Origin of the sequence: Pseudoalteromonas sp. BMB (genome assembly GCF_001709235.1) — a bacterium.
Classification (GTDB): domain Bacteria; phylum Pseudomonadota; class Gammaproteobacteria; order Enterobacterales; family Alteromonadaceae; genus Pseudoalteromonas; species Pseudoalteromonas maricaloris.
Genome location: NZ_MBQA01000183.1, coordinates 18,033 through 38,866 on the forward strand (window position 1 = coordinate 18,033; position 20,834 = coordinate 38,866).

Genomic DNA, 20,834 nt, shown 5'->3' on the forward strand with positions numbered 1-20,834 from the left:
GCCGCGTAAAGCGGCTCCCACCAGAGGGGCTAGTGTGGCTGGAGCGGGTTTATTCCGCAATGTTTTATGTAGAGATCGCCGCGTAAAGCGGCTCCCACCAGAGGGGCTAGTGTGGCTGGAGCGGATTTATTCCGCGATGTTTTATGTAGAGAACCCCGCATAAAGCGGCTCCTACCTACCCAATTATTAAAGGAATATTCAATATGACTCCAAGTGCGTTACGCAAAGCAGTTAATGCCTTTTCTCAAGATACTCAGCATCAACCGGATTATTATTTTGTTGAAGGCTATTTGATTGGCAAAGTTGCCATTAATGATATTGCTGAAGTACACGAGTGGTTGCCTGAGCTCTTTGGTGATTACACGGTTATTTACCGTGCTCAGTTAGAGGCCTTAATGGATTTGCATGAGCAGTGCGTTTCAAGCTTGGATGGAAAAACTTATAAGTTGCCAAAAGAGTGTGCGCTCTCTAAGCAAGACTTTGCTGCATCATTAGCAAAGGGGGCTCCGTTACCGAGCTTTTGTTTTGGTCTGCTTAAGGCGTTGGATAAAGTATCTTTTGAGAACTTGTCACTAGAGCAGAAAGGTGCGGTAAGTGAATTACAACAACAGCTCACCGGGTTTACTAGCTTAGATGCAGCAAAGGAGGCGTTTTCACACGCTGAGCCTATGATGCCTTTTGAGCGAGAGGCTCATGACGTAAAGCGTTATTTGGCAGGCGCGATTATGGAGTTAGGGGATACTTTAATTTGGGATCCTGAATTAGACAACGAGTTCGGAGCGTTTGAATTTGAAGAAGATTTTGATGAAGAACAAGAAGAGATAAGAAACTCACTGATAGAGAACTTACTCAAATTGACTCACATCGATTCAATCCCTTTACTTGACCAGTTTATTCATAATGAAGAACAAGACTTTATTACGCCTGATTATATTGAGGAAAATCAAGGCAATTTTTGGCTTATCCACGAAACCAGACCTTATATGTTTATTCGTTACCATAAAGCGTGGATTTACTTTTGGGCAGACAGAGTACAAGAGGCGGTTGATGAGTTAGACGTGCTGCTGCGACTTAATCCTAACGACAATCAGGCCTGTCGATACCTGTATGTGAACGGTTTAGTGATCTTAAAACAGTGGGATAAACTACAAGCTTGCCTCGATGAATATGAAGAAGAGAGTATTTTTATGCTATCTGCAGAGGCGTTGATGCGTTTTGCGCAGGATGGCGAGAGCAAAGCCTTGAATGAGCTAAAAGCAACAATCAAAGGGTACAATAAGCACTTTATCAAGATGCTTACAGGTCAAGAAAAGACCAAACAAAAAGAGATATATGGCTACACATTGGGTTCAAAAGAAGAAGTCTTAAGTTATATAGATTTTGGTGGAAAAAAAGCCTGGTTAAGCGTTGAAGGAAGCCTGTTTTGGCTGCGTAAGAAAAGTTAATTGTACTTTGTTTCAGGCTTGCTGAGTGAGTCTATTTAACCTGAGGTTTGGATAAGGAATGTTCCAACTCATTGTTGCTAAAGCACAACTTAGTTTTTTCCTTGTTTAGCCAGCAAGTTTTAGGGAAAACACCGCTTCCGCGTCCTGCTCTCGCTAAGGTACCTACATCCTGTAGGCAAGGCGAATTTACGCACCAATAGCTGGCTATTGGAAGTGAATTCAACGCAGTTAGCGCTAAAACTGGCTGCTAGAAAGGCATTAATTATCCGCAGCTCAGGTTATTTAGGAAAAGGCCCTAAATTAGATAGGGCCTGCTGGTTGGGGGTTGTGTTAAGTTATATGCCTTCAATCATCCACTTAGCGGATAACTGGTCCGGTTCGCCATGGCGATTTAACTCAGGTTGGTTTTGCGCTTGGTTAAACCAAATATATTGCTGCCAAAATTGATTTTTGATATTCCACACACCACCTTGATAAATCAACGAGTAGAGTGCTTGTTTAGGGGAGCCTACGAGTTTGAGATAGCCTGCGCTTTTGCTGCTGTAACTTAAAAAAAGTGAAGGGGCCTGAGTGGCTCTAAAATAGTGCTGACCCTGTGCATTGGTTACCTGAATTAAATTGAGAGGCTCAGTTGGGCTAAAGGTAATTCGGGTGTGATTGCTCAGGGTCTGTGCTGCTAAATACTGGTTATTTACCGGCGACTTTATCGTGATTTGTGTACCCGTATCTGCACTTAACTGCGGATATGTCCAGCCGCTTGGTGGCGTTTGCCAGGTTAGAGATTTCCAGCGCCAGTTGTAGGGAATATCTAAGTGTGGGTCGTTAAGATCTTCAAAACCAGGTTCGGCTTCGATATTAAAAAGACATTGGTTTCGTTCTGCATCTAGCTGTGCAACACGCTCGGCTTGGTTCGTTGTGCCTACATTTAGCTCCACCATACAGGCTTCAAGCGACTTCCCTTTTCCTGACTCATTAGGGGCAAGTACATAAGTATGGTCACGTTTACTTTCGTCCTCATACCAAGCCAGCATAGCGGCCTCGTCAAACGACAACCAGTTTTGTACTAGTCGCTGTGCTTCTTGCTCCGCTACGCTACGTCTTTGTGCCTTTGGTATTGCCATTGTGCGAATAAACGCAGCCCAGAGATCTTTACTGGCCTCCAGCGCGACAATCGCAACCGGTTTCATGCTACTAATACGATAAGACTGCCAACCAGACTCTAAGCGTGTATTCGCCTGCCAAATCACATCGCCACTGTTGAAGTTAAGCACATCTTTGGTGTCGTGCGAATGCTGCTCGGCACCCTCAGAGCAAAGGTAAGCTTTTACTTGCCAAACCTTTTCGTAGTTATCTTGTGGGAGCCTTACCGTATGCTCTGGACTAAATGAGTCTTGAAATAGGTGAACGGCACGGCCAAATAAAAAGTAATTATGATCTACTTCCGCAAGTGCGGCGTGGCCACCACCATCCCATACTTTGAGGCGCTTTTCCTCAGCCATGGCTGCATCAATAAAATGTTGAACAAAGCGTTTTTGCGCGCGATAAGCTGCATCTACACCACCTTGGCCTGCAATATCATCATAGCGGCGCATAAAGTGATCTAGCTGAATGTCAGCCGGTTCTTGCGAGACTGCGCTAAAGCAGTTTGGGCCGGTAGGATCGGTACTGGCGTTGGTGACGTTAAATCCAGCAATATCAACCCAACGTTCACCGACAATGGCGGAATTCACACTGTCGTATCTTGGTTCATAGAGCGGGTTGTTGTTTAACTGGGACTGAAGTCGAGTAATTTCATCTTGTGCGGTATGTAGCGCGGTGTTCTTTGCCAGACCATAGCGCCAAGCGTGTCTGGGGTCGTTGGGATCTGGTTCGATAATATGTTCGGCATCCAGCACTTCGAGTGCTGCGGTGCGGGTTAACCATTCATGTCCCATGGGCATGATCCCTTGTCCACCAAATTGGGTGAACGCTTGAACTGTGCTGCTTAATGCAAGTCCTAGTGCAAATGTGAGAGGCTTTATTTTCATATCTACTCCTTGAAAACTAAAAGCAAAAAATAATGTTTTTACTCAACTGAGGGACAAGGATTATAGTTTGTGAAATAAATGTTTCAATTAATTTTTGTTTGTAACGAATAAGTTTTCTAATCACCTGATTTGTTTTTTTGAGTGTTAGGTTCTTACATGGTTTAAAAATGATGAAAATATTTTTCATTTAATATCATGTGGTTGATGGTTATTTTGTTCATGTTATATGTTCTGTAATGAAGTGAAATATGCACATTTTCTTGCTGGTGCTACAGTTACTCTACTTAGCTGGGACTCAATTTAAGCGAAAGTTAGCGCATACTTAAGTGTTTTTTGTTAACAAGTGTGTTGTTTTGTGCCGTGGTTACTATATCTAAAGGATATAAATATGAACTATTCACTTCACCCCTCTGTCGGTGTCGCAAGACTCGGTAATAGCGATGGTCAGTTTTATTTAGCACCAGACAAAATAGGCGGTTTACCATTTGAATCCGATGAATGGGGCAATAAGATAGACAGCCCTGTTAGTCAGTTTAAAGATGCAGAAGGCCGGATCCGCAGGCAGGGCCAACCCTTTAAAATCATTGACGAAAATAACAATGAGCTAACGTTATCGAGCGATAACGTTAAATCAATTAGTTGGACCGTACACGTCGCGAATAAAAAGGCGGCATGGTATGAGTTTAATGAACTACAAGGCAACTTACTTTATGGTCAAGATAATAGTTATAGCAATCGCAACACGCCTTGGCGTAATGCGGATGCAACGGATCGTCGAAGCCTAATTATTGATCCAGGTCCAAGAACGATATCTGGCGCAAATGCAAAAGCTGAATTTGACGCCGCCAGTGCGCCTGCAGGATATCCGGTTAGTTTCCCTCCTAAACCGTGCCAAGGCACTGAAATAAAGTCGCTCGGAGATATTTTAACCGATAACGAAGGCCGCCTAGTGGTACTTGGCGGTAAAGGGAATGCGGGTGGTAACCTGCCTCTTGAATCTTACGGTGGTGCGGACACGTGGCATGATGATATTGCGGACGGGACTGTGTATTGCACGGTTACGTTTGACGATGGTAAAACCTTGCAGCTCTCTGCTTGGGTAATTGTTGGCTCTCCGGATTTTGCACCGGAAATCGTTAATATCTCCAACCTCAGTGATACTATGTTTGACGTTGCGGTGCGTGAACAAAACTTATGTCCTGAGCTATACAGCAATGGTGAATATCAGTCTTCTTATCAGGCAAATTATTACCAAGATATTGAGCCGATTATCCAGCGTATTAGCCGTTATCAGTGGGTATCAAATGTCCAATCTATGTCGGCATTTGTTTCCAATATTTTTGATTTTAAAGACAATTCTGAAGATAACAAAGCCAATCGTCAGGCTTACTTTAAGTACTTTAGGCAGCCAGTTGACCCAGCCACAGTGCAGCAAACTCCGCCAAACGAGCAAACCAATCAGCAACTCTTCGAGTATGGTATTGAGGGTAATTTACCACTGATGCCAATGAACTCTGGCAGTAACTCGGTGAGCAACGCTGAAGACAATATTGTCGATAAGTTTTTAACGTTAACGCAGACTCAATATTTCTTACTGAGTCAGTGGGCTGCAGGTAACTTTTCAAGTGTTAAACCTTCAACGCCAAAGAGCGCAGTCGATGAGTTTGGCGTATTTTATGCGGATCAAGGTAGCGTGGGTAATTGCGTTGGCTTACCTATGTGTCCAGGGATAGAAGTCACTTGGAGTTTACAAAATCCAGCTGTGTACGCGGCGCCTTATATCATCAAAGATCAAAGTATGGGTAATGGCTTTCCGAGCGGCTTGGATGCTGAGCGTGATGAGTGCGAAGGTGGTGGTTGTCAGCCTGGAGATTTAACCAAGCGCATGGCATGCCCGTGGCAAGCAGACTTTTTCAACTGTACTATTCAAAATGTGAACTTTACCGAGCCAACGGTGAATAAAGTGAACGTCGGCACGGAAGACGATCCGCAAATGGTGCCAGCAGCCCCAACTTACTATAGTTACTGGTGGCCACCACAAAGCCCTTGGGATGTATTGACGAATCAATTTGATGATCAATCACTTACCCATCTGCCTGCAGGCCAGCAAGTCAACTATGCACGTGGTATCAATAGTTTTGTGCAAATGGTTGAGCATTGGTCGGCACTTGGTTTTATCCGCAATCAAAATAGTGATGAACCGAATTTCCCTTACTTCACGGAAATCGAACGTAATCACCAATTGTTTGCGTATAAAGATGTGCCTGTCTCCGATATTACGAATAATTGCCAAGACGACGGAACCGATATTCCGGTGTTTTATATTCCTGATGACCTTAAAAGCCACTTGTCTTGCGGGTGCTCTAAGGCCAAAGCAATATTAAAAGGGCTTGAAGAAAAAATGGCGAAGCCAATTACGCAAAAACGAGCTGCGAAAAAAGTGCCTCGCAGTGGTACTCGAACAAGACGGTAATGGATATGAATGGTACTCACGAATGTGATGTGCTAGTAATTGGTGCTGGCCCTGCAGGGGCTAGCACCGCATTAAACTTGCTCAATCACACAGACCTATCAGTCATTTTAATCGAGCAGTCTGATTTACAAAAATTAAGAATTGGCGAAAGTGTATCTGCAAGTGTGTTTTCGGTATTGGACTATTTGCAGATAGGCAGAGCGGATTTCGGTCCGCACTGTTTTACTTCAACTCAAGGTAATAGTGCATTTTGGGGAAGTGAGCAATCCGCTAATCGTCACGCGATTTTTGCACCAGACAGAGCAACCTATCAAATTAATCGCGAGATATTTGATCTAACCTTGCTCGAAAGCACTATCCAGCGCGGTGGTACGGTATTCCCGCGCACTAAAAGCAAAGCAATTACTCAGTTACAAGACGGTTGTTACTCAGTGGTGGTGTGTCATCCTGACTATGGTCAGTTTACCATTGTTTGCAAGTATCTAGTTGATGCGTCAGGGCGTAATTCGCCTATTGGCAAATCTCTAGGAGCGGCAGTTCAGCAATATGACAGACTAACTGGGGTTGGTGCCTTCTTTAAAGTAAAGCGGGGGGCGCTTGAACAACTGCAATTAATTGAAAGCGATGAATTTGGCTGGTGGTACAGTGCGGCGCTTTCTAACGATATGTTAGTTGTAACGTATTTCAGTGATTTTGAATTGCTCTCAAAGCAGCGCCTAAATCGTCTGACGCAGTGGCAAGCGCACTTAGGTAGCAGTAAATATATGTCACGGCGGGTAGTGGATGCAAAGATGGTCGACGAAAACCTATGGATCCGACCCGCCGGGAGTCATTTTAGCAGTTTTGCTCATCTCAAAAATTATTTACCTGTGGGGGATGCGGCTTGTGCGTTTGACCCTATTTCTTCTATGGGATTAGGGTTTGCCATGACATCGGGGTGCCAAGCGGCAGCCATTATCGGCAATACCAAAACATCTCATGCATTCATGCATAGCAGCAAAGTATATCAACAAGACTTAGCACATCAGTTTGATCAGTATTTAGCGCTAAAGCAACAGTTTTATAATAAGGAAAAACGTTGGTGTGACGCGCCTTTTTGGTTCAAGCGGCAGCAACTTATCAATCAGGTTGCTTAACTGAAACTAACAGAAGAATAACAACTGCTAGCGCACAAGTTGTTATTCTGATTTCGGGTTGCTTATATTAAAGCAAACTTAAAATGTGTTTGGCGTTTTGTCGGGCAAGACAGCCCTTGACGGGATCGGTTGAAAACGTTTTAGCCGATATCTCCATAGGCTCCCCTTCATGAAGTACATCACCGCTATAGACTTTAACTCGACAGGTCGTTTTGTTTTGCTCTTCTGAATAAACAAGCTCCACTTTTTCGGCCTTCATGATTAAGTTTTTGTAGGGGTATCCCGCATCAGTAAATACCTTTTCAGTTTGTACCTGCTCGGATGTTGATGCGAGTGCTGCTAGAGGAAATGCAAGAATAATTGCGTATTTCATGATAAAGACTCCTTCCGTCTCTGATTTCACTGCTAAGTATTGTGTGCATTCATAAAACTGACAAACTAGAAATTCTGACCTATAGTTAAGTTTTAATTAAGTAAGATGGCGAATGAAATCACCTCCACTCAAAGGACTTTGGTATTTTAAAACGGCGGCGGAATTAGGCAGTTTTAAGCAGGCGGCGGAAGCCTTATTTGTGACTCAAGCTGCCGTGAGTCAACAGATAAGAACCCTTGAGCAACAGCTTGGTTGTATGTTATTTGAACGACAAACAAGAAAGGTATTACTAACTCAGCAAGGGCAAGACTTGTTGCCTTACTTACACAAGGCCTTTGGGCAAATAGAAATGGGTCTATCGACGTTAAAATCAGATCCTAACCCAAACACCATTAACTTGTCGGTTTTGCCTTCATTTGCTACTTGTTGGCTTTTGCCTAGATTGGCGAGCTTCAACAAAGCATTACCAGACTTCCAGCTGCGTATTGATCCAACCGAGCAACTCGCCGATTTTAACCACGACGATATCGATATTGGGATCCGCTTTGGATTTGGTAACTATCCGGGACTGAAAAGCGAACTCATCGCGGAGGATGAGTTAGTTCTTGCCTACCGCCCTGGATTAATTGACCCAAACAAACCGCTGCGAGCGCAGCTATCAAAGCTCAATTTTATTTATGACGAAGGTAGAGATAATGAACATGCGTGGCTTGAGCTAAACAAGCAATTGGGTTTAAGTGGTCATACATTCAGTAATCTCAAAATTGATAATGCGGCATTGGTGCAGCAGGCAACAGTGGCTGGGCAGGGGTTTTCTTTGTTACGTCGACGTTTGGTGAATCAATCTTTAGAGCTTGGCCAGTTAGAAATCTATCCCGACTTTGCATGGTTGTGTGAATATCGCTATTTCTTGGTCGCACCTGAGCGTCACTTTGAGTGGCCTAAATTAAAGGCGTTTCGGGATTGGATAGTTGCCGAGCTTAGCGCGTGCTGAGCTATACTATTTAGCCTTATCTCACGATGTATTTTTGCGCACAGGGGACTATAAGTAAGCAGTTCGGATCCGAGCTAAATAACCAGAAGTTAGATACTCGGATCCAGCAGCCTATTTGTTAAAGGTGCTTTTTAAGAAAGTCGAGATAGGCTTGAGAGGCCTCAATACGGTTTTCCTTTTTCGAAAATCCATGCCCTTCATCGTCAAATAACACATATTTGACAGGCACATTGTTTGAACGAACGGCTTCGACCAATTCATCACTCTCTACTTGAAGTACACGAGGATCGTTTGCACCTTGCACAACCATCAATGGCTTAATGATATTTTTGGCATGGAAAAGTGGTGAGATACGATGCAAACGCTCCTTATCTGTAGCCGGATCGCCTAACTCATCATATAGAGACTTCCTATATGCTTCCCACCATGGTGGAATAGACTCAAGGGTTCTTACCCAGTTAGTCACACCAAAGATATTGATCCCCAATTTGAACTCTTCAGGCTCAAATGCCAGTGCCGCTGCAGTCATATAGCCACCATAGCTTCCGCCCATTATGCCGATACGGTCAGCATCGACCCAGTCTAGCTGTTGTAGATATTTTTTACTCCAAACGATGTCTTGTAAATCATCCTCACCATGACGTTTGTCGTCTAAGTGGAAGAAGGTTTTACCATAGCCAGAGCTGCCTCGGTTGTTTACGGCGAAAATCGCATACCCTTGATTAACCAAATGCTGAGTAAGTGCACTATAACCCGTCATACTTTGGCCTCCGGGACCTCCGTGAACAAATACGAGCGCGGGCACTTTATTTGTCGAACTAGCCAGCTTTGGCTTGTAGAGTACGCCTGGCACCTCCAAACCATCAAAACTGTTAAAGCGAGCGATGGTGCTCTCGACCAAATGTTCGGTATTGATTTTGTCGCTCAAGGTTGAGGTCAACTGCTTAACTTCATCACTGCCAACACGCCATACGTACAAGTTATTTGGCGAGGTGTCCGAATTTAAATAAAAAGCCATCAGCTTTTCGTCATCGGAGAAGTTAACGCTGTTGATACTACCTGCAGGGAGCTTAGGTAGTTTAATGTCCTTGCCTGTTTTAAGATCGGTGATCGTGACTTTTACGCTAGAGTCTTCGTTCACACCGACAACACGATAGCGGTTGGAATCGGAGAAATATAAGAACCTCACGTCCCAGTTTTTTTCTATGTACGGCGTGTGTTTACCCGTCGCGATTTCATAGCGCCAATTTTGATAAAATTCACCATGGGCATCGGTGCCATAGTATAAATATTTGTCATCTTTAGAAAATGCTGAAGCGGAAAAGTTTGCCTCGTGCGCCACGTTTGAAATCTCAACGAGAGGGGCGTCGGGGTTATGTAAGTCGAGTAAGAAGAGATCGCTATCTTTATTACCTTGCGCATTGATAAGTGCAAGATAGCGGTCGGTTTCACTCACCTGTTGGACATTTAAATTCTTGTCATTTTTATAAATAAGTTCACTTTCGTAGGTGGCAGCATCAAAGCGATATAGATCCATAAAGCGCTCGTCACGCTGATTGCTTAACACGTAAAAGGCGTTGTTATCGTTAGTAAAACCAACAAAACCTGCTCTCACTTTTTCTCCTGGCGTGAGATCTTTGACGTGACCATTTTCGTCACGGACAAAAACATGAAAGCGCTCATTGCCACCGTTGTCTCGCGTGAATAAGATGCGGGGGTCATTTGGAAAATATCCGATAGGGTAGGTTGAATCGGTGGCATCTGTTATTTGTGCTCTTTCACCGGTTTTGACGTCAACTTCATAGAGGTTATATATTCCCGATTCGTCAGAAGTGACCAAGATTTTCTGTGCATCAGGGCGAAACGCGCTGCCTTGAATATTTGTGGTATCAAAAAAAGTTTCTGCTGAATAGGTTTTAAAGTCCGAGATAACTTGGTTAGTTTGCGGCTGATCAACTTGTTGAGTTGTTTGGTTACATGCACTGAGCGTGGCGAGCAAGGTGCACGCAATGAGTGATTTTTTAAACATAATTTCCCTGCATTCATTTTTATTATTGATTTCTAGCATATAACGATAGGAAACAATGGCAAGCATCTGGCTAGGGTTTTGTGTAAACCAATGTAGTGGTTAGGATGTGATTGTCTTTGCTGCTGAAAATCAGCGTAAAGGATAATCACATCCCAGGTTTTTTTAAGTGGTTATTTTAGGTCAAACCGGTCTGCATTCATTACTTTGGTCCATACCTCAACAAAATCACGGACAAACTTCTCTTTGCTATCATCTTGTGCGTACACTTCGGCGTAAGCGCGCAAAATAGAATTAGAACCAAAGACGAGATCAACGCGAGTCGCAGTCCATTTAACCGTATTCGTATCGCGTGTTTTTATCTCATATAGGTTCTCTCCACTTGGCTCCCAACGATATGCCATATCGGTCAAGTTGACGAAAAAGTCATTACTCAAAGTGCCAACGTTATCGGTAAATACGCCATGCGATGTTTGCCCGTGATTGGTGCCAAGCACGCGCATTCCGCCGATCAGTACGGTCATTTCCTTGGCAGTGAGCCCCATCAGTTGGGCTCTATCAAGTAGCATTTCTTCTGGTTTTACGCTGTAGTGCTGTTTTTGCCAATTGCGAAAACCGTCATGTACAGGCTCTAATACATCAAATGACTCAATGTCGGTTTGCTCGTCTGTGGCATCGCCTCGTCCAGCGGTAAAAGGCACTTGAATTGATACTCCGGCATTTTTAGCCGCTTGTTCAACGGCAGCGCAGCCACCCAATACGATTAGATCAGCCATGCTTACGGTAGGCGTAAAATTACTTTGTACGGCTTCCAATACCGCAAGTACTTTCGCTAGACGCTCCGGCTCATTTCCAAGCCAATCTTTTTGCGGGGCTAGGCGGATCCTTGCACCATTTGCACCCCCTCTAAAATCGGAATATCTAAACGTTCTAGCACTATCCCACGCGGTGGCTACTAATTCTGAAAGCGTCACATTGGTTGCTAGAATTTGTTGCTTGAGTGCGCTAATTTCACTGTCGTTTAGGGTGTAGTTAACGCTGGGGACGGGGTCTTGCCAAAGTAGATCTTCGTTAGGGACTTCAGGGCCTAGATAACGACTTTTTGGGCCAAGGTCGCGATGGGTAAGCTTAAACCACGCTCTTGCAAAAACATCGTTAAAATAGTCGGGGTCGGCATAAAACTTCTCTGAAATTTTACGATAAGCAGGGTCCATTTTCAGTGCCATATCGGCATCTGTCATCATCGGCATGCAGCGTTTAGATGCGTCTTCAGCATCAACTGGTTTATCTTCTTCTTTTATATTAATAGGCTGCCATTGCCATGCACCCGCCGGGCTTTTGGTCTGCTCCCATTCGTATGTGAACAGCAAGTAGAAGTAGCCATTGTCCCATTGAGTTGGGTTCGTCGTCCAAGCGCCTTCAATACCACTGGTTACCGCATCAGAGCCAATGCCACGCGAGCTGTGATTCATCCAACCAAAACCTTGTTCATGCAAGCCCGCGCCTTCGGGCTCCGGGCCTAATTCATCGGCATTGCCATTTCCGTGCGCTTTACCCACAGTGTGTCCGCCAGCGGTTAGCGCAACCGTTTCTTCATCGTTCATTGCCATTCGAGCGAAGGTAACACGCATATCTTCAGCTGTTTTTAACGGATCGGGATTACCATCTACGCCCTCAGGATTAACGTAGATAAGACCCATCATCACAGCGGCAAGCGGGTTTTCTAAATCGCGTTCGCCGCTATAACGGCTGTTTTGGTTATTTGAGGGAGCCAGCCACTCTTTTTCGCTGCCCCAGTAGGTGTCTTTTTCTGGATGCCAGATATCTTCTCGGCCACCGGCAAAGCCAAAGGTTTTGAATCCCATCGACTCATAAGCAACATTGCCCGCCAGCACGATTAAATCGGCCCAAGAAATACGATTGCCATACTTTCTTTTAATCGGCCAAAGTAAACGCCGCGCTTTATCTAAGTTTCCGTTGTCCGGCCAGCTGTTTAGTGGAGCAAAGCGCTGATTCCCCGTGTTTGCGCCACCGCGACCATCCGCAACACGGTAACTGCCTGCAGCATGCCATGCCATTCTGATCATTAACCCACCATAGTGTCCCCAGTCGGCGGGCCACCATGGCTGCGAGTCTGTCATAAGTTGCTCGAGATCTTTTTTCAGGGCGGGGTAATCGAGGCTGTTAAATGCGCTTTTGTAATCAAAATTGGCATCCATCGGATCGGTTTTCGTATCGTGCTGATGCAATATGTCTAAGTTCAGGCTATTTGGCCACCACTGGTGCTCGCTATGCTCTGACGACGTATTTGCACCATGTGCAAAAGGACAAATCGATGGTGTGTTTTGCTTCTTATCCATGGGAGATCCTTGTTTGTTCGATGACGGAAGATTGCTAAGGTCTATTACCTTTTTAGTTTGTTTTTGCAGAAGTTTGATCAATATGTACATCGGGCAAGTTGTACGCCGCGAACAAAACACGCTTAGAGGAACAAAAATCAAATCGCAAAGACCAGATAAAGGTAGTCCCGATAAGTGCTTTTTACCAGATTTAGGTGACCTTAAAGTCCAATATTGAATGCTAAAAGAGTGGTGACATTTGTGACTTTCTGGGAAGCGTTCACGCCAAATCTGACTGATCACATGACTTTTTATTAGATGCTTGAATATTCAATAAAAGTAAATAAATATTGCGCAAATCGTCTGGAAATGTTTGTTGGAACGATTTAATTGTGTTATCAGTATAAAAAGGCGCAATAAATAACCTATTTCATTCCCTGTGGTGATAATAAGAAACTTTCTATCGTCAGCGTCTAACTATAACTTGGAACGTTACAAAGGAAACCGTTATGACAATAACAAAACAAAAAACGACTTTGGCGTTGGCAATCGCCAGCTTGTGTGGTTCGGGCGCTATGGTGTGGACGGCCCCTGTGTTTGCTGAAGAAGCAGCGTCGGAACCTGTTGAGAAGATCATGGTGACGGGGTCGCGTATCGCGCGGGCAAACCTAAGTAAACCTGGTGCGGTAACCACAATATCTAGAGCGGATATTGAGCAAACCGGGTTTAAAAATATTGGTGATATGCTGCAAAATCTAACGGTTTCCGCCAGTGCACCTAATGCTTCTCAAAATGAAAATACGTCGGGCGTGACAAACTTTGACTTACGCGGTTTAGGCGCACAGCGCACATTGGTCTTGCTAAATGGCCGCCGCTTACCAAACGGGGGAAATGGCGCGGATGCTGCGGTTGACCTAAGTGCTATTCCTACTGCGATTATTGAACGTGTTGAAATTTTATTGGACGGTGCCTCTTCTATTTACGGCTCTGATGCGGTGTCTGGTGTCGTAAACATTATTACTCGGCAAACGGGCGATATTTTTGAGATCAGTGGCTCCATTGGCCAATCCGCTGAAGGCGATGCTGATACGACTTCTTTGGAACTCGTAACAGGGATTGTTGGTGATAAAGGGCGTTTTATGGTGAGTGCCAGCTACGATGAAAAACAAGAAGTGTATGCTGGCGACAGAGACTTTAGCCGCTATGATTTAACACTTAATCCCGATGGCAGTTACGGCCAAGGCGGTAGCTCCGCAATGCCATGGAGTAACCTAAAAGTCACGGATGAAAACGGCAACGAAATATTTGTTACCCGAGGCCCAGAATACGGCAAGTGGCGTGAAACTATCTCCGATGCGTCACTTGCACAAAATGATTTATACAACTACCAAGAGCCGAGCTTGCTACAAACGCCTTTTGAACGCTATAGCATGAGTGCGTTTGGCGAGTATGATCTTGGCAATTTGAAGTTTTCGGATGACGTGGTATTCAATTTCGAGGCGCTTTATTCACATCGAAAATCCACTACCAATGGTGCGCCTCAGCCATTAGTTCCAGTTTGGGGTGGGTATTTAGATTTCACTTACTCTCCTGATAACTATTACAACCAACAATTTGGTCCGAAAGACAAAGATGGTAATCCTTATGCCATCAATGACTGGCGTCGCAGAATGGTGGAAACCAATGGCCGTATGAACCATGTGGAAAACAGCCAATACCGTATTGTGATGGCGCTCTCTGGTGATTTTAATGCAGATTGGAGCTGGGAGCTGGCCTACAATTTTGGTCGCAACTCAAACAAACGACTAAAAACCGGCATATTCAATTGGCCAGCGGCTAAAAATGCGGTTGGTCCTACCCATTTTGATGATCAAGGCGTGCTGCGCTGTGGTGCTACACCGGATACGCTAATTGAGGGCTGTGTGCCGCTTAATATCTTTGGTCAACCCGGTACCGACTCTGAGATCTCCGAGGACATGCTAAATTATCTCTCTGGTGATTGGCCAGGGATCCAACAAGGTCATAACCAGATTAAAATCGCCAGCGCGAATGTAAGTGGGGTAGTGGCGAGTTTGCCTGCGGGCGACCTCGGTGTGTCTTTTGGTATCGAAAATCAAAAGGTTGAGGCACGCAATCAAACAGATGCCGTTTCTATTAATATTTTAGTCACGGATGGGTTAGGTCGACCAACTGGCGGCGAATATTCGCTCAATGAAGCATACCTAGAAGCCGTCGTGCCACTGTTATCAGACCATGACTGGGCGCAGAGCCTAGAGTTAAATATCGCGACTCGATATTCAGACTTTGATACGTTTGGTTCGACCACTAATTCAAAAGTCGGCGTATTTTGGGCGTTGAATGAGCAGTTGAGTTTTAGAGGGACTTGGTCACAAGCATTTAGAGCGCCTAATGTGGTGGAACTTTATAAAGGAAGGTTACCTGGCTTTGAAAATGGCGACGATCCTTGTGCCGTAGCAAATCCAAACCAAAACTGTGTTAGCACAGGCGTTCCCGCTGATGGTAGTTACCGAGAAACGATCGGACAGATCAGAACCAATACTGGCGGTAACACCGAACTTGAACCAGAAACCGCGACGAGCAAAACACTTGGGGTAATTTATCAGCCGAGCTGGCTTACTAACGGTTCAATCACCTTAGATTTTTATGACATCCAATTAAAAGATGCCATTGGTAACATTAGCGCGGTGACTAAATTGAGTGAATGTATGAATAATGGTTTGTACTGCGACTCTGTTCATCGCGTTCAATCTGGTGAGTTTCAGGGGGTGATCACCGGCGTCGATGTGTTTAATGAAAACCTCAATGCATTAAATCGTCAAGGGGTAGACGCTGAAGTTCGTTTTGACATCGGGCAGTTTTCATTTGGTGATTTGAGTACTGCACTAAACTGGTCATTTGTGAGTAAACATGAAGTCATTGAACCAGGCCTTGCAACCAAAGACAGAGCCGGACAGCGCGTTAATGGCCAGATGGCGGTGCCTGAGCACAGAGTTAACTTTGCACTTAATTGGCAGCATGACGACTTTAGCGCAAGTTGGCAAAGTTACTACATCGATTCGATGATAGAAGAAATATCGGTTAAACAAGGCGACCAAATCGTTAACTTTACCAATACCGTTGATAGCACGCTGACACATAATGCTCAAGTAACCTACCATGTAGACTCTGTTGATACTCAAATCACGCTGGGCGTTAACAATCTATTGGATGAAGCGCCGCCTTTTGCGACGGGTAATGGAAATAACGCAGATCCCATTCATTCGTCTTTATATCTGGGTCGTGAGTACTATCTAAGATTTAAGACAGAGTTTTAATTTCACATTGTTTCCCTGTGAGAGTAAGACAAAGCGGGCTGGGTTAGCCCGCTTTTTTCATTACCTTACACGCTGTTTGGCTAACTCATGGTTTGTTGTGGCTGCTGATCTTGCGAAACAGGCACTGAAGTTTGTGCTGCCGCGTTGATCCGTGACACTGCTTTCCAACAAATCAAGGCCATTAAACACATAAGTGCAGTTACAATAGCAAAGTCAACTCTCGTTTGAGTGGGTAATGTATTGTACTGGCTAACAAAAGACGCCGCATTCATGACCGCGCTTAAGCAATAGCAAATGCCACTTAAACCTAATAATACTTTGCTAAACGACAATACGTGCTTTGCGAATTGGCTGCTAATGAGTGCAAAGAGAAAGGCTGAAAACATCGAAAACTTAACCGTCTCTAGTTTGTCTATGTGACTTGTCGATAGAAAAGTTGTCATTGCGAAACCAATGGCGATGGCCAATAGCACACCGATAAAGCCACCTGACGTTAATCGTTTTACAAATAATAGACTTTTAGCACTTTGCTTTTTCTGCTTGGCACGCTTGTCAATCCACATCAAATTACCGGTAACGATTAAATAGGCGGTTGCAAGGCCAAGACTCAAAAATGCCAGTCGCATGCCATACCCAGCAAAATCTCCAAAGTGAAGACTCGCGATGGTAGAGAGCCCAGCGCGAACAGCGTTGTCGTAGTTATTTTCAGTGAGATAAATTTGTGATTGGTCGTTTAGTGTGTATTGTACTTCTTTGTAATTTGAAAAAGCATCGTTACTTTTCGCGGTAAAACTCACTACTGCGTTTTTGTCGCCAAAGTGGGTGATTTCCACCGTTGTGAGCGACACATCCCCTAACGTATCTAGTGCCTTTTCTCTTAGTTGATCGACGCCGCGCATTGGTCGTGATTGCTCCAGTGCTTCGATATTTGGTTCATTAAATCCAGCGGCTTGGAGTAGGGCGGTTTGATTGCCACCGTAGAGTAATACGGCGTATGAAATCTGATAAATGATAACGAGATTAAATACTAATCCCGTGAAGGCATACATTAAGTGAAAAGGTAGGCCCATCGTGCCAATTAGATTATGAGCATCTAACCATTTGTCTTTTTTACCTTCGGCGCGATATTGGAAAAAGTTTTTGGCTATTTTGCGCCAGTGAATGATGATCCCGCTTAGTACAGCAACGAAGAAAAATAGGGTGATGATCCCAACAAAATAGAGTCCGGCGCGGCCAAGCCCTAAATCATAGTGCAACTCATAGAGAAAACTCGCAAATTCAAATCTGTCGGCATTAGCGAGGACTTCTCCCGTCTGTGGTGATAGCAGAAGGTGCTGATCTTGATGATCTTCGCCCGTGATCGGGTGCGGCTCGTCTAAATGGGTTGCAAAGTAAACTTCAATAAAAGGGTTATGTGGCGTAGGCTCGCGCATAAAAAAGCCATGGTGTGTATCGACATCGTATTGCTGCGCAATTGATGTAATCGCCTTGTCGTAGGAAATGGCGCTAAGTGGTTCGTTAGACTGGGCGGCTAGAGAGGCACGCTCCCAACCTGTGATGTTGTCTCTGAATAGGCTCAGAGATCCCGCAATAAACACAATGAATAGTACCGTTGAAATAATGATCCCTATCCATGCATGTGCTTCGGTCAAAGATTTTAGTGTTTGATTTTTCATTGTTTATCTTATTAACAGTAATGCTGTGTTTAGTAGCAAAGAGGGGATAAAGATAGCAAACAAAGGTTTGCACGCGGCTTTAGCGCTTGAAAATGCATAGCTCCAAACTAAGATCCCCGCCCATATCGGAAATGCAAGCACCAGGCCTATCATCAGTTTTGTGGACTCTGAAAATGGCAGGAGTAAATTGAGGTTTAGCACCAAAGAAATAGACAGTAATAGCCCTAAGAAAAATCCAACTAACGTTTTAGGCCACATAACTTATTCCCCCAAAAAATAGAGATAGCAAAAAAACCAGTGTTGAGCATAGATAGAGGCGCTTTACTGAGTATCCACTTATTAGGGTCACCGACACCAAAGAAAACATAATTAAAACGAGACTGGCCAATATTGCAGAAATAATTGGGTATTGCAGAGTCAATATAATAACCCCAGATAAAACAAGGACTAAAGCTATACTGTATGCTGTGGGTTTATGTATCGAAGAGGCCAAAAATCGTTGCTTAGGACTTGCTAAGTAGAGTAACACGGCGGTAAACCAAAACGGTATAATTGAGAAAAAGCTCATGATGGTGATAATCATTATTGTTTGCAATTGATTGTAATGATTATAGGTATGTTGTTCAAGGAGGAAAGTAATAATTGCAGTGAGAGAGATAGCCTAACCGGAGTGGGGCGGTTTAATGCTTGAAAAAACCGCTTCTTCATCGCGGGATAAAGCTCGAGTGGAAAACTGTAAGAGCGGGTTTTTGAAAAGGCTCATTATAAACTCCGCTCTGAAAATGGTTAGCTAAGTGTAAAGGTGCCTTGCATAATGGCGAAATGGCCCGGGAAAGAACAGAAGAACTTGTAGTTGTCACCTTGCTTTAACTGCTCAGTAGAAAAGGTCACTGTGGTTTGCTCGCCACCACCAATCACCTTTGATACGGCTAAAACGCGGCTGTCGTTTGGCTTTACATAACGATTATTTGCACCTGCCGACATACCATCGGTTGCAATGGCTTGAACATCTGCAGCTTTGCTCAACACCCAGTTGTGGCCCATGGTGGTAACTGGCAGTTTACCCGTATGCTTTAACGTGACTGAAATTTCTTTACAGCTAGATGGCGCACTGAGTGATTTTTTAGAAAACTGCATCATGTCGTTGGCTTCGATGCTGAGCTCACATTCATTTGCTGATGCGGCATGGGAAAAAAGAAAGGTACCGACGCTAAGCAATGTGATGGAAAGAGAGGTTTTCATATTTTACTCCTTAATTAAAAATCATTCTCATTATTATCTTTGCCAAGGTGAATGTAAATGGATGCAGATCAATAAAACGGGTCTTTGCGTGAAGTGACTGAAATTAAAGAGTGAAAAGCAAAATGAAAGTTTAACAGGCCCAGATGTTCAGGCCATCAATGCAATGGAAAGCCGTCAAGCTGCTAGAACAAGGCAGTGGTTCTTTTAAAACCATTGCCTTATGGCTGATGTCGTTGGTGTAGTCCTAATCAGGCAAGACATCAGCTAATTCGACTTGTTGCTATCGCAACAAGTCGCTAATTTGTTTATGACGCAGTAATAGTGCAGCTATCCACCCTGCGCACCTTTTGCAGTGCCGAAAAGAGCCTAGCTTTGTCGTTTGCAAAGAGCTGTTCGGTGTTTATTATTTGGTTAAATAAGCCTGCCTGTTCATCCGTGAGGTTACCGTGCTTGGCAAGATGCTGGGTCAGTGTTTCAAGAATGGCTGCACCAAGCTGATTTAATGTGCTTCTTAGCTGATCCAAATTGGCGTCTTCGTTTGGTACGCCTTCAGCTAGCCATTGTGCCCGGTATCTGTATTGAATCGCCTTTGCAGCATCCATTTGTGCTTGGAAAAACGCCTCAACGCTTGCACTATCCAGACATTGCTGGCGGGCTTGCTCTAGCGCTTTTGAGAGCACAGTGGCCTCACGGGATAAGTCTTCAATTGGCCTGTGTTGTTGTGCTTTAAACAGTGCTACAGGCTGCATCTGAGCAAGGCGTTGGTTGATATGTGAGAATAACTCCTCTACAGAGTCTGTTCGCATTTTGACCAATGCATTCGCCTTTTCAACGATCTGTGCCAGCGCGGCGCGAGCTTCATCTTCGCTTATCGGCTGAGATCGTTTTTCCATTTTCATCAGACCAAACAGCGTATGGTTGTCCGCGTTATCCTGAACGCTTACTTCGCGCAGTGTCAGCTCAGGGTAAACCACTTTAAGTGCGCAGCTACCTACGGCAACGGTGTTTTGGTCAAATTGTCCATTTGCAAGTAAGCGAGCCGCTTCGTTGGTGCCTTTGGGTACAGGCTTGGTTTGTATCTGATGAGCATTAAGCCAATGACCAATTTGGTTCAGGGCTGCCGGGTGGGATGCTGCATGCGTAATTTTAGCTGTCTTGTTCAATCCAAAAACACACATTTCGATGGGCATATGCACAGCGGCACTCAGCTCCGTTACCTTGTAGTTACGCATCGCATTGACAATGGCTGGGACCAGTTGTCCTTCAATAGTGGAGTTGGCCAGTGCGCTGAAAGCCCAGCTCTGCGCTTGTGCGGCATTGGCATAAGTATGCTCCGGAGTGCCCGAATAAAAACGCTCATAGTCCTGCGACAGGCGGTTGGCGAGTAGGTCAAGTGCGGCATGATTAAAACTCCCTGGTCCGGCTTGTACATAGACAGACGCGGCCTGAGTTGTCAGCGTAAACAGCAGCGCGGGTAACGCCAGTAAGCGAAACATAAATGACAATTTCAAGGGCTTTTCCAAAGATTTTACAGGCAAAAGCGGATCCTAACAGAACCATTAGGTGCTGTCCTGCAAGCGGAGTGATTTATTGATAACTCACAGCGCACTTTATGTACCTGCTTACTCGCCTTCTAGCATCAATGAGTACTTTTTTATTACCGCCAGCCAAACGCTTATAAAACGGAAAATAATCATGCCAAGCACGTTAACAAGCGGATAAAACTGTATCAGTGACAGGGTGGAAACGGCGGTCTATGCTTGAAATG

General features: G+C 44.5%; 13 protein-coding genes. 5 read left to right on the top strand and 8 right to left on the bottom strand.

What is annotated here, in order from left to right; all coding sequences use genetic code 11:
- The first annotated feature begins 203 nt into the window (after window positions 1-203).
- Window positions 204-1,445 carry a UPF0149 family protein gene (locus BB427_RS16570; protein ID WP_069021990.1) on the top strand — a complete coding sequence of 414 codons (1,242 nt, stop codon included), beginning with the start codon at window positions 204-206 and terminating at the stop codon, window positions 1,443-1,445.
- Between the two features lie 335 nt (window positions 1,446-1,780).
- On the opposite strand, the gene BB427_RS16575 is transcribed toward BB427_RS16570, so the two are convergent.
- The gene (locus BB427_RS16575; protein ID WP_069021992.1) at window positions 1,781-3,472 is read right to left on the bottom strand and encodes a hemolysin D; all 1,692 of its coding nucleotides are present in this window, start codon (window positions 3,470-3,472) and stop codon (window positions 1,781-1,783) included.
- 388 nt (window positions 3,473-3,860) lie between these two features.
- Here BB427_RS16575 and lodA point away from each other — a divergent pair, with 388 nt between their 5' ends.
- A complete protein-coding gene (lodA, locus tag BB427_RS16580) occupies window positions 3,861-5,945 on the top strand; it encodes a CTQ-dependent lysine 6-oxidase LodA (RefSeq protein ID WP_069021995.1) in 2,085 nt (694 codons plus the stop codon).
- A gap of 5 nt (window positions 5,946-5,950) precedes the next feature.
- Window positions 5,951-7,081, top strand: coding sequence for a lysine-epsilon-oxidase maturase LodB (gene lodB, locus BB427_RS16585; protein ID WP_254663656.1), 1,131 nt, complete (start codon window positions 5,951-5,953; stop codon window positions 7,079-7,081).
- Window positions 7,082-7,148: 67 nt separating this feature from the next.
- On the opposite strand, the gene BB427_RS16590 is transcribed toward lodB, so the two are convergent.
- A complete protein-coding gene (locus tag BB427_RS16590; RefSeq protein ID WP_010375339.1) occupies window positions 7,149-7,454 on the bottom strand; it encodes a hypothetical protein in 306 nt (101 codons plus the stop codon).
- 112 nt (window positions 7,455-7,566) lie between these two features.
- Here BB427_RS16590 and BB427_RS16595 point away from each other — a divergent pair, with 112 nt between their 5' ends.
- Entirely contained in the window at window positions 7,567-8,448 is an 882-nt protein-coding gene (locus BB427_RS16595) for a LysR substrate-binding domain-containing protein (RefSeq protein WP_069022001.1), read from the top strand.
- 118 nt (window positions 8,449-8,566) lie between these two features.
- Here BB427_RS16595 and BB427_RS16600 read toward each other — a convergent pair whose 3' ends face one another.
- Together BB427_RS16600 and katG are read right to left on the bottom strand one after the other, a co-directional pair.
- A complete protein-coding gene (locus tag BB427_RS16600; protein WP_069022003.1) occupies window positions 8,567-10,477 on the bottom strand; it encodes a S9 family peptidase in 1,911 nt (636 codons plus the stop codon).
- 170 nt (window positions 10,478-10,647) lie between these two features.
- Complete coding sequence (gene katG, locus BB427_RS16605; RefSeq protein ID WP_069022006.1) at window positions 10,648-12,834, bottom strand: catalase/peroxidase HPI; 2,187 nt, start codon at window positions 12,832-12,834, stop codon at window positions 10,648-10,650.
- Window positions 12,835-13,322: 488 nt separating this feature from the next.
- On the opposite strand from katG, the gene BB427_RS16610 reads away from it, so the two are divergent.
- Window positions 13,323-16,148, top strand: a complete 2,826-nt coding sequence (locus BB427_RS16610) for a TonB-dependent receptor plug domain-containing protein (RefSeq protein ID WP_069022009.1) — start codon at window positions 13,323-13,325, stop codon at window positions 16,146-16,148.
- Between the two features lie 80 nt (window positions 16,149-16,228).
- Here BB427_RS16610 and BB427_RS16615 read toward each other — a convergent pair whose 3' ends face one another.
- The 4 genes from BB427_RS16615 to aroQ all read right to left on the bottom strand — a co-directional run bounded on the left by BB427_RS16615 (window position 16,229) and on the right by aroQ (window position 20,577).
- A complete protein-coding gene (locus tag BB427_RS16615) occupies window positions 16,229-17,824 on the bottom strand; it encodes a PepSY-associated TM helix domain-containing protein (protein WP_069022012.1) in 1,596 nt (531 codons plus the stop codon).
- A gap of 3 nt (window positions 17,825-17,827) precedes the next feature.
- The gene (locus tag BB427_RS16620; RefSeq protein ID WP_039491737.1) at window positions 17,828-18,082 is read right to left on the bottom strand and encodes a hypothetical protein; all 255 of its coding nucleotides are present in this window, start codon (window positions 18,080-18,082) and stop codon (window positions 17,828-17,830) included.
- A 528-nt stretch (window positions 18,083-18,610) separates the two neighbouring features.
- Complete coding sequence (gene azu, locus BB427_RS16625; RefSeq protein WP_069022015.1) at window positions 18,611-19,066, bottom strand: azurin; 456 nt, start codon at window positions 19,064-19,066, stop codon at window positions 18,611-18,613.
- Window positions 19,067-19,371: 305 nt separating this feature from the next.
- A complete protein-coding gene (gene aroQ / locus BB427_RS16630; RefSeq protein ID WP_254663657.1) occupies window positions 19,372-20,577 on the bottom strand; it encodes a gamma subclass chorismate mutase AroQ in 1,206 nt (401 codons plus the stop codon).
- Window positions 20,578-20,834 lie beyond the last annotated feature (257 nt).

What these genes read in the sequence shown, in the direction of transcription:
- BB427_RS16590 (WP_010375339.1), bottom strand. Translation starts at nt 7,454, where the DNA reads ATGAAATACGCAATTATTCTTGCATTTCCTCTAGCAGCACTCGCATCA.
- BB427_RS16620 (WP_039491737.1), bottom strand. Translation starts at nt 18,082, where the DNA reads ATGTGGCCTAAAACGTTAGTTGGATTTTTCTTAGGGCTATTACTGTCT.
- BB427_RS16600 (WP_069022003.1), bottom strand. Translation starts at nt 10,477, where the DNA reads ATGTTTAAAAAATCACTCATTGCGTGCACCTTGCTCGCCACGCTCAGT.
- lodB (WP_254663656.1), top strand. Translation starts at nt 5,951, where the DNA reads ATGAATGGTACTCACGAATGTGATGTGCTAGTAATTGGTGCTGGCCCT.
- katG (WP_069022006.1), bottom strand. Translation starts at nt 12,834, where the DNA reads ATGGATAAGAAGCAAAACACACCATCGATTTGTCCTTTTGCACATGGT.
- BB427_RS16575 (WP_069021992.1), bottom strand. Translation starts at nt 3,472, where the DNA reads ATGAAAATAAAGCCTCTCACATTTGCACTAGGACTTGCATTAAGCAGC.
- BB427_RS16570 (WP_069021990.1), top strand. Translation starts at nt 204, where the DNA reads ATGACTCCAAGTGCGTTACGCAAAGCAGTTAATGCCTTTTCTCAAGAT.
- lodA (WP_069021995.1), top strand. Translation starts at nt 3,861, where the DNA reads ATGAACTATTCACTTCACCCCTCTGTCGGTGTCGCAAGACTCGGTAAT.
- BB427_RS16615 (WP_069022012.1), bottom strand. Translation starts at nt 17,824, where the DNA reads ATGAAAAATCAAACACTAAAATCTTTGACCGAAGCACATGCATGGATA.
- BB427_RS16595 (WP_069022001.1), top strand. Translation starts at nt 7,567, where the DNA reads ATGAAATCACCTCCACTCAAAGGACTTTGGTATTTTAAAACGGCGGCG.
- azu (WP_069022015.1), bottom strand. Translation starts at nt 19,066, where the DNA reads ATGAAAACCTCTCTTTCCATCACATTGCTTAGCGTCGGTACCTTTCTT.
- BB427_RS16610 (WP_069022009.1), top strand. Translation starts at nt 13,323, where the DNA reads ATGACAATAACAAAACAAAAAACGACTTTGGCGTTGGCAATCGCCAGC.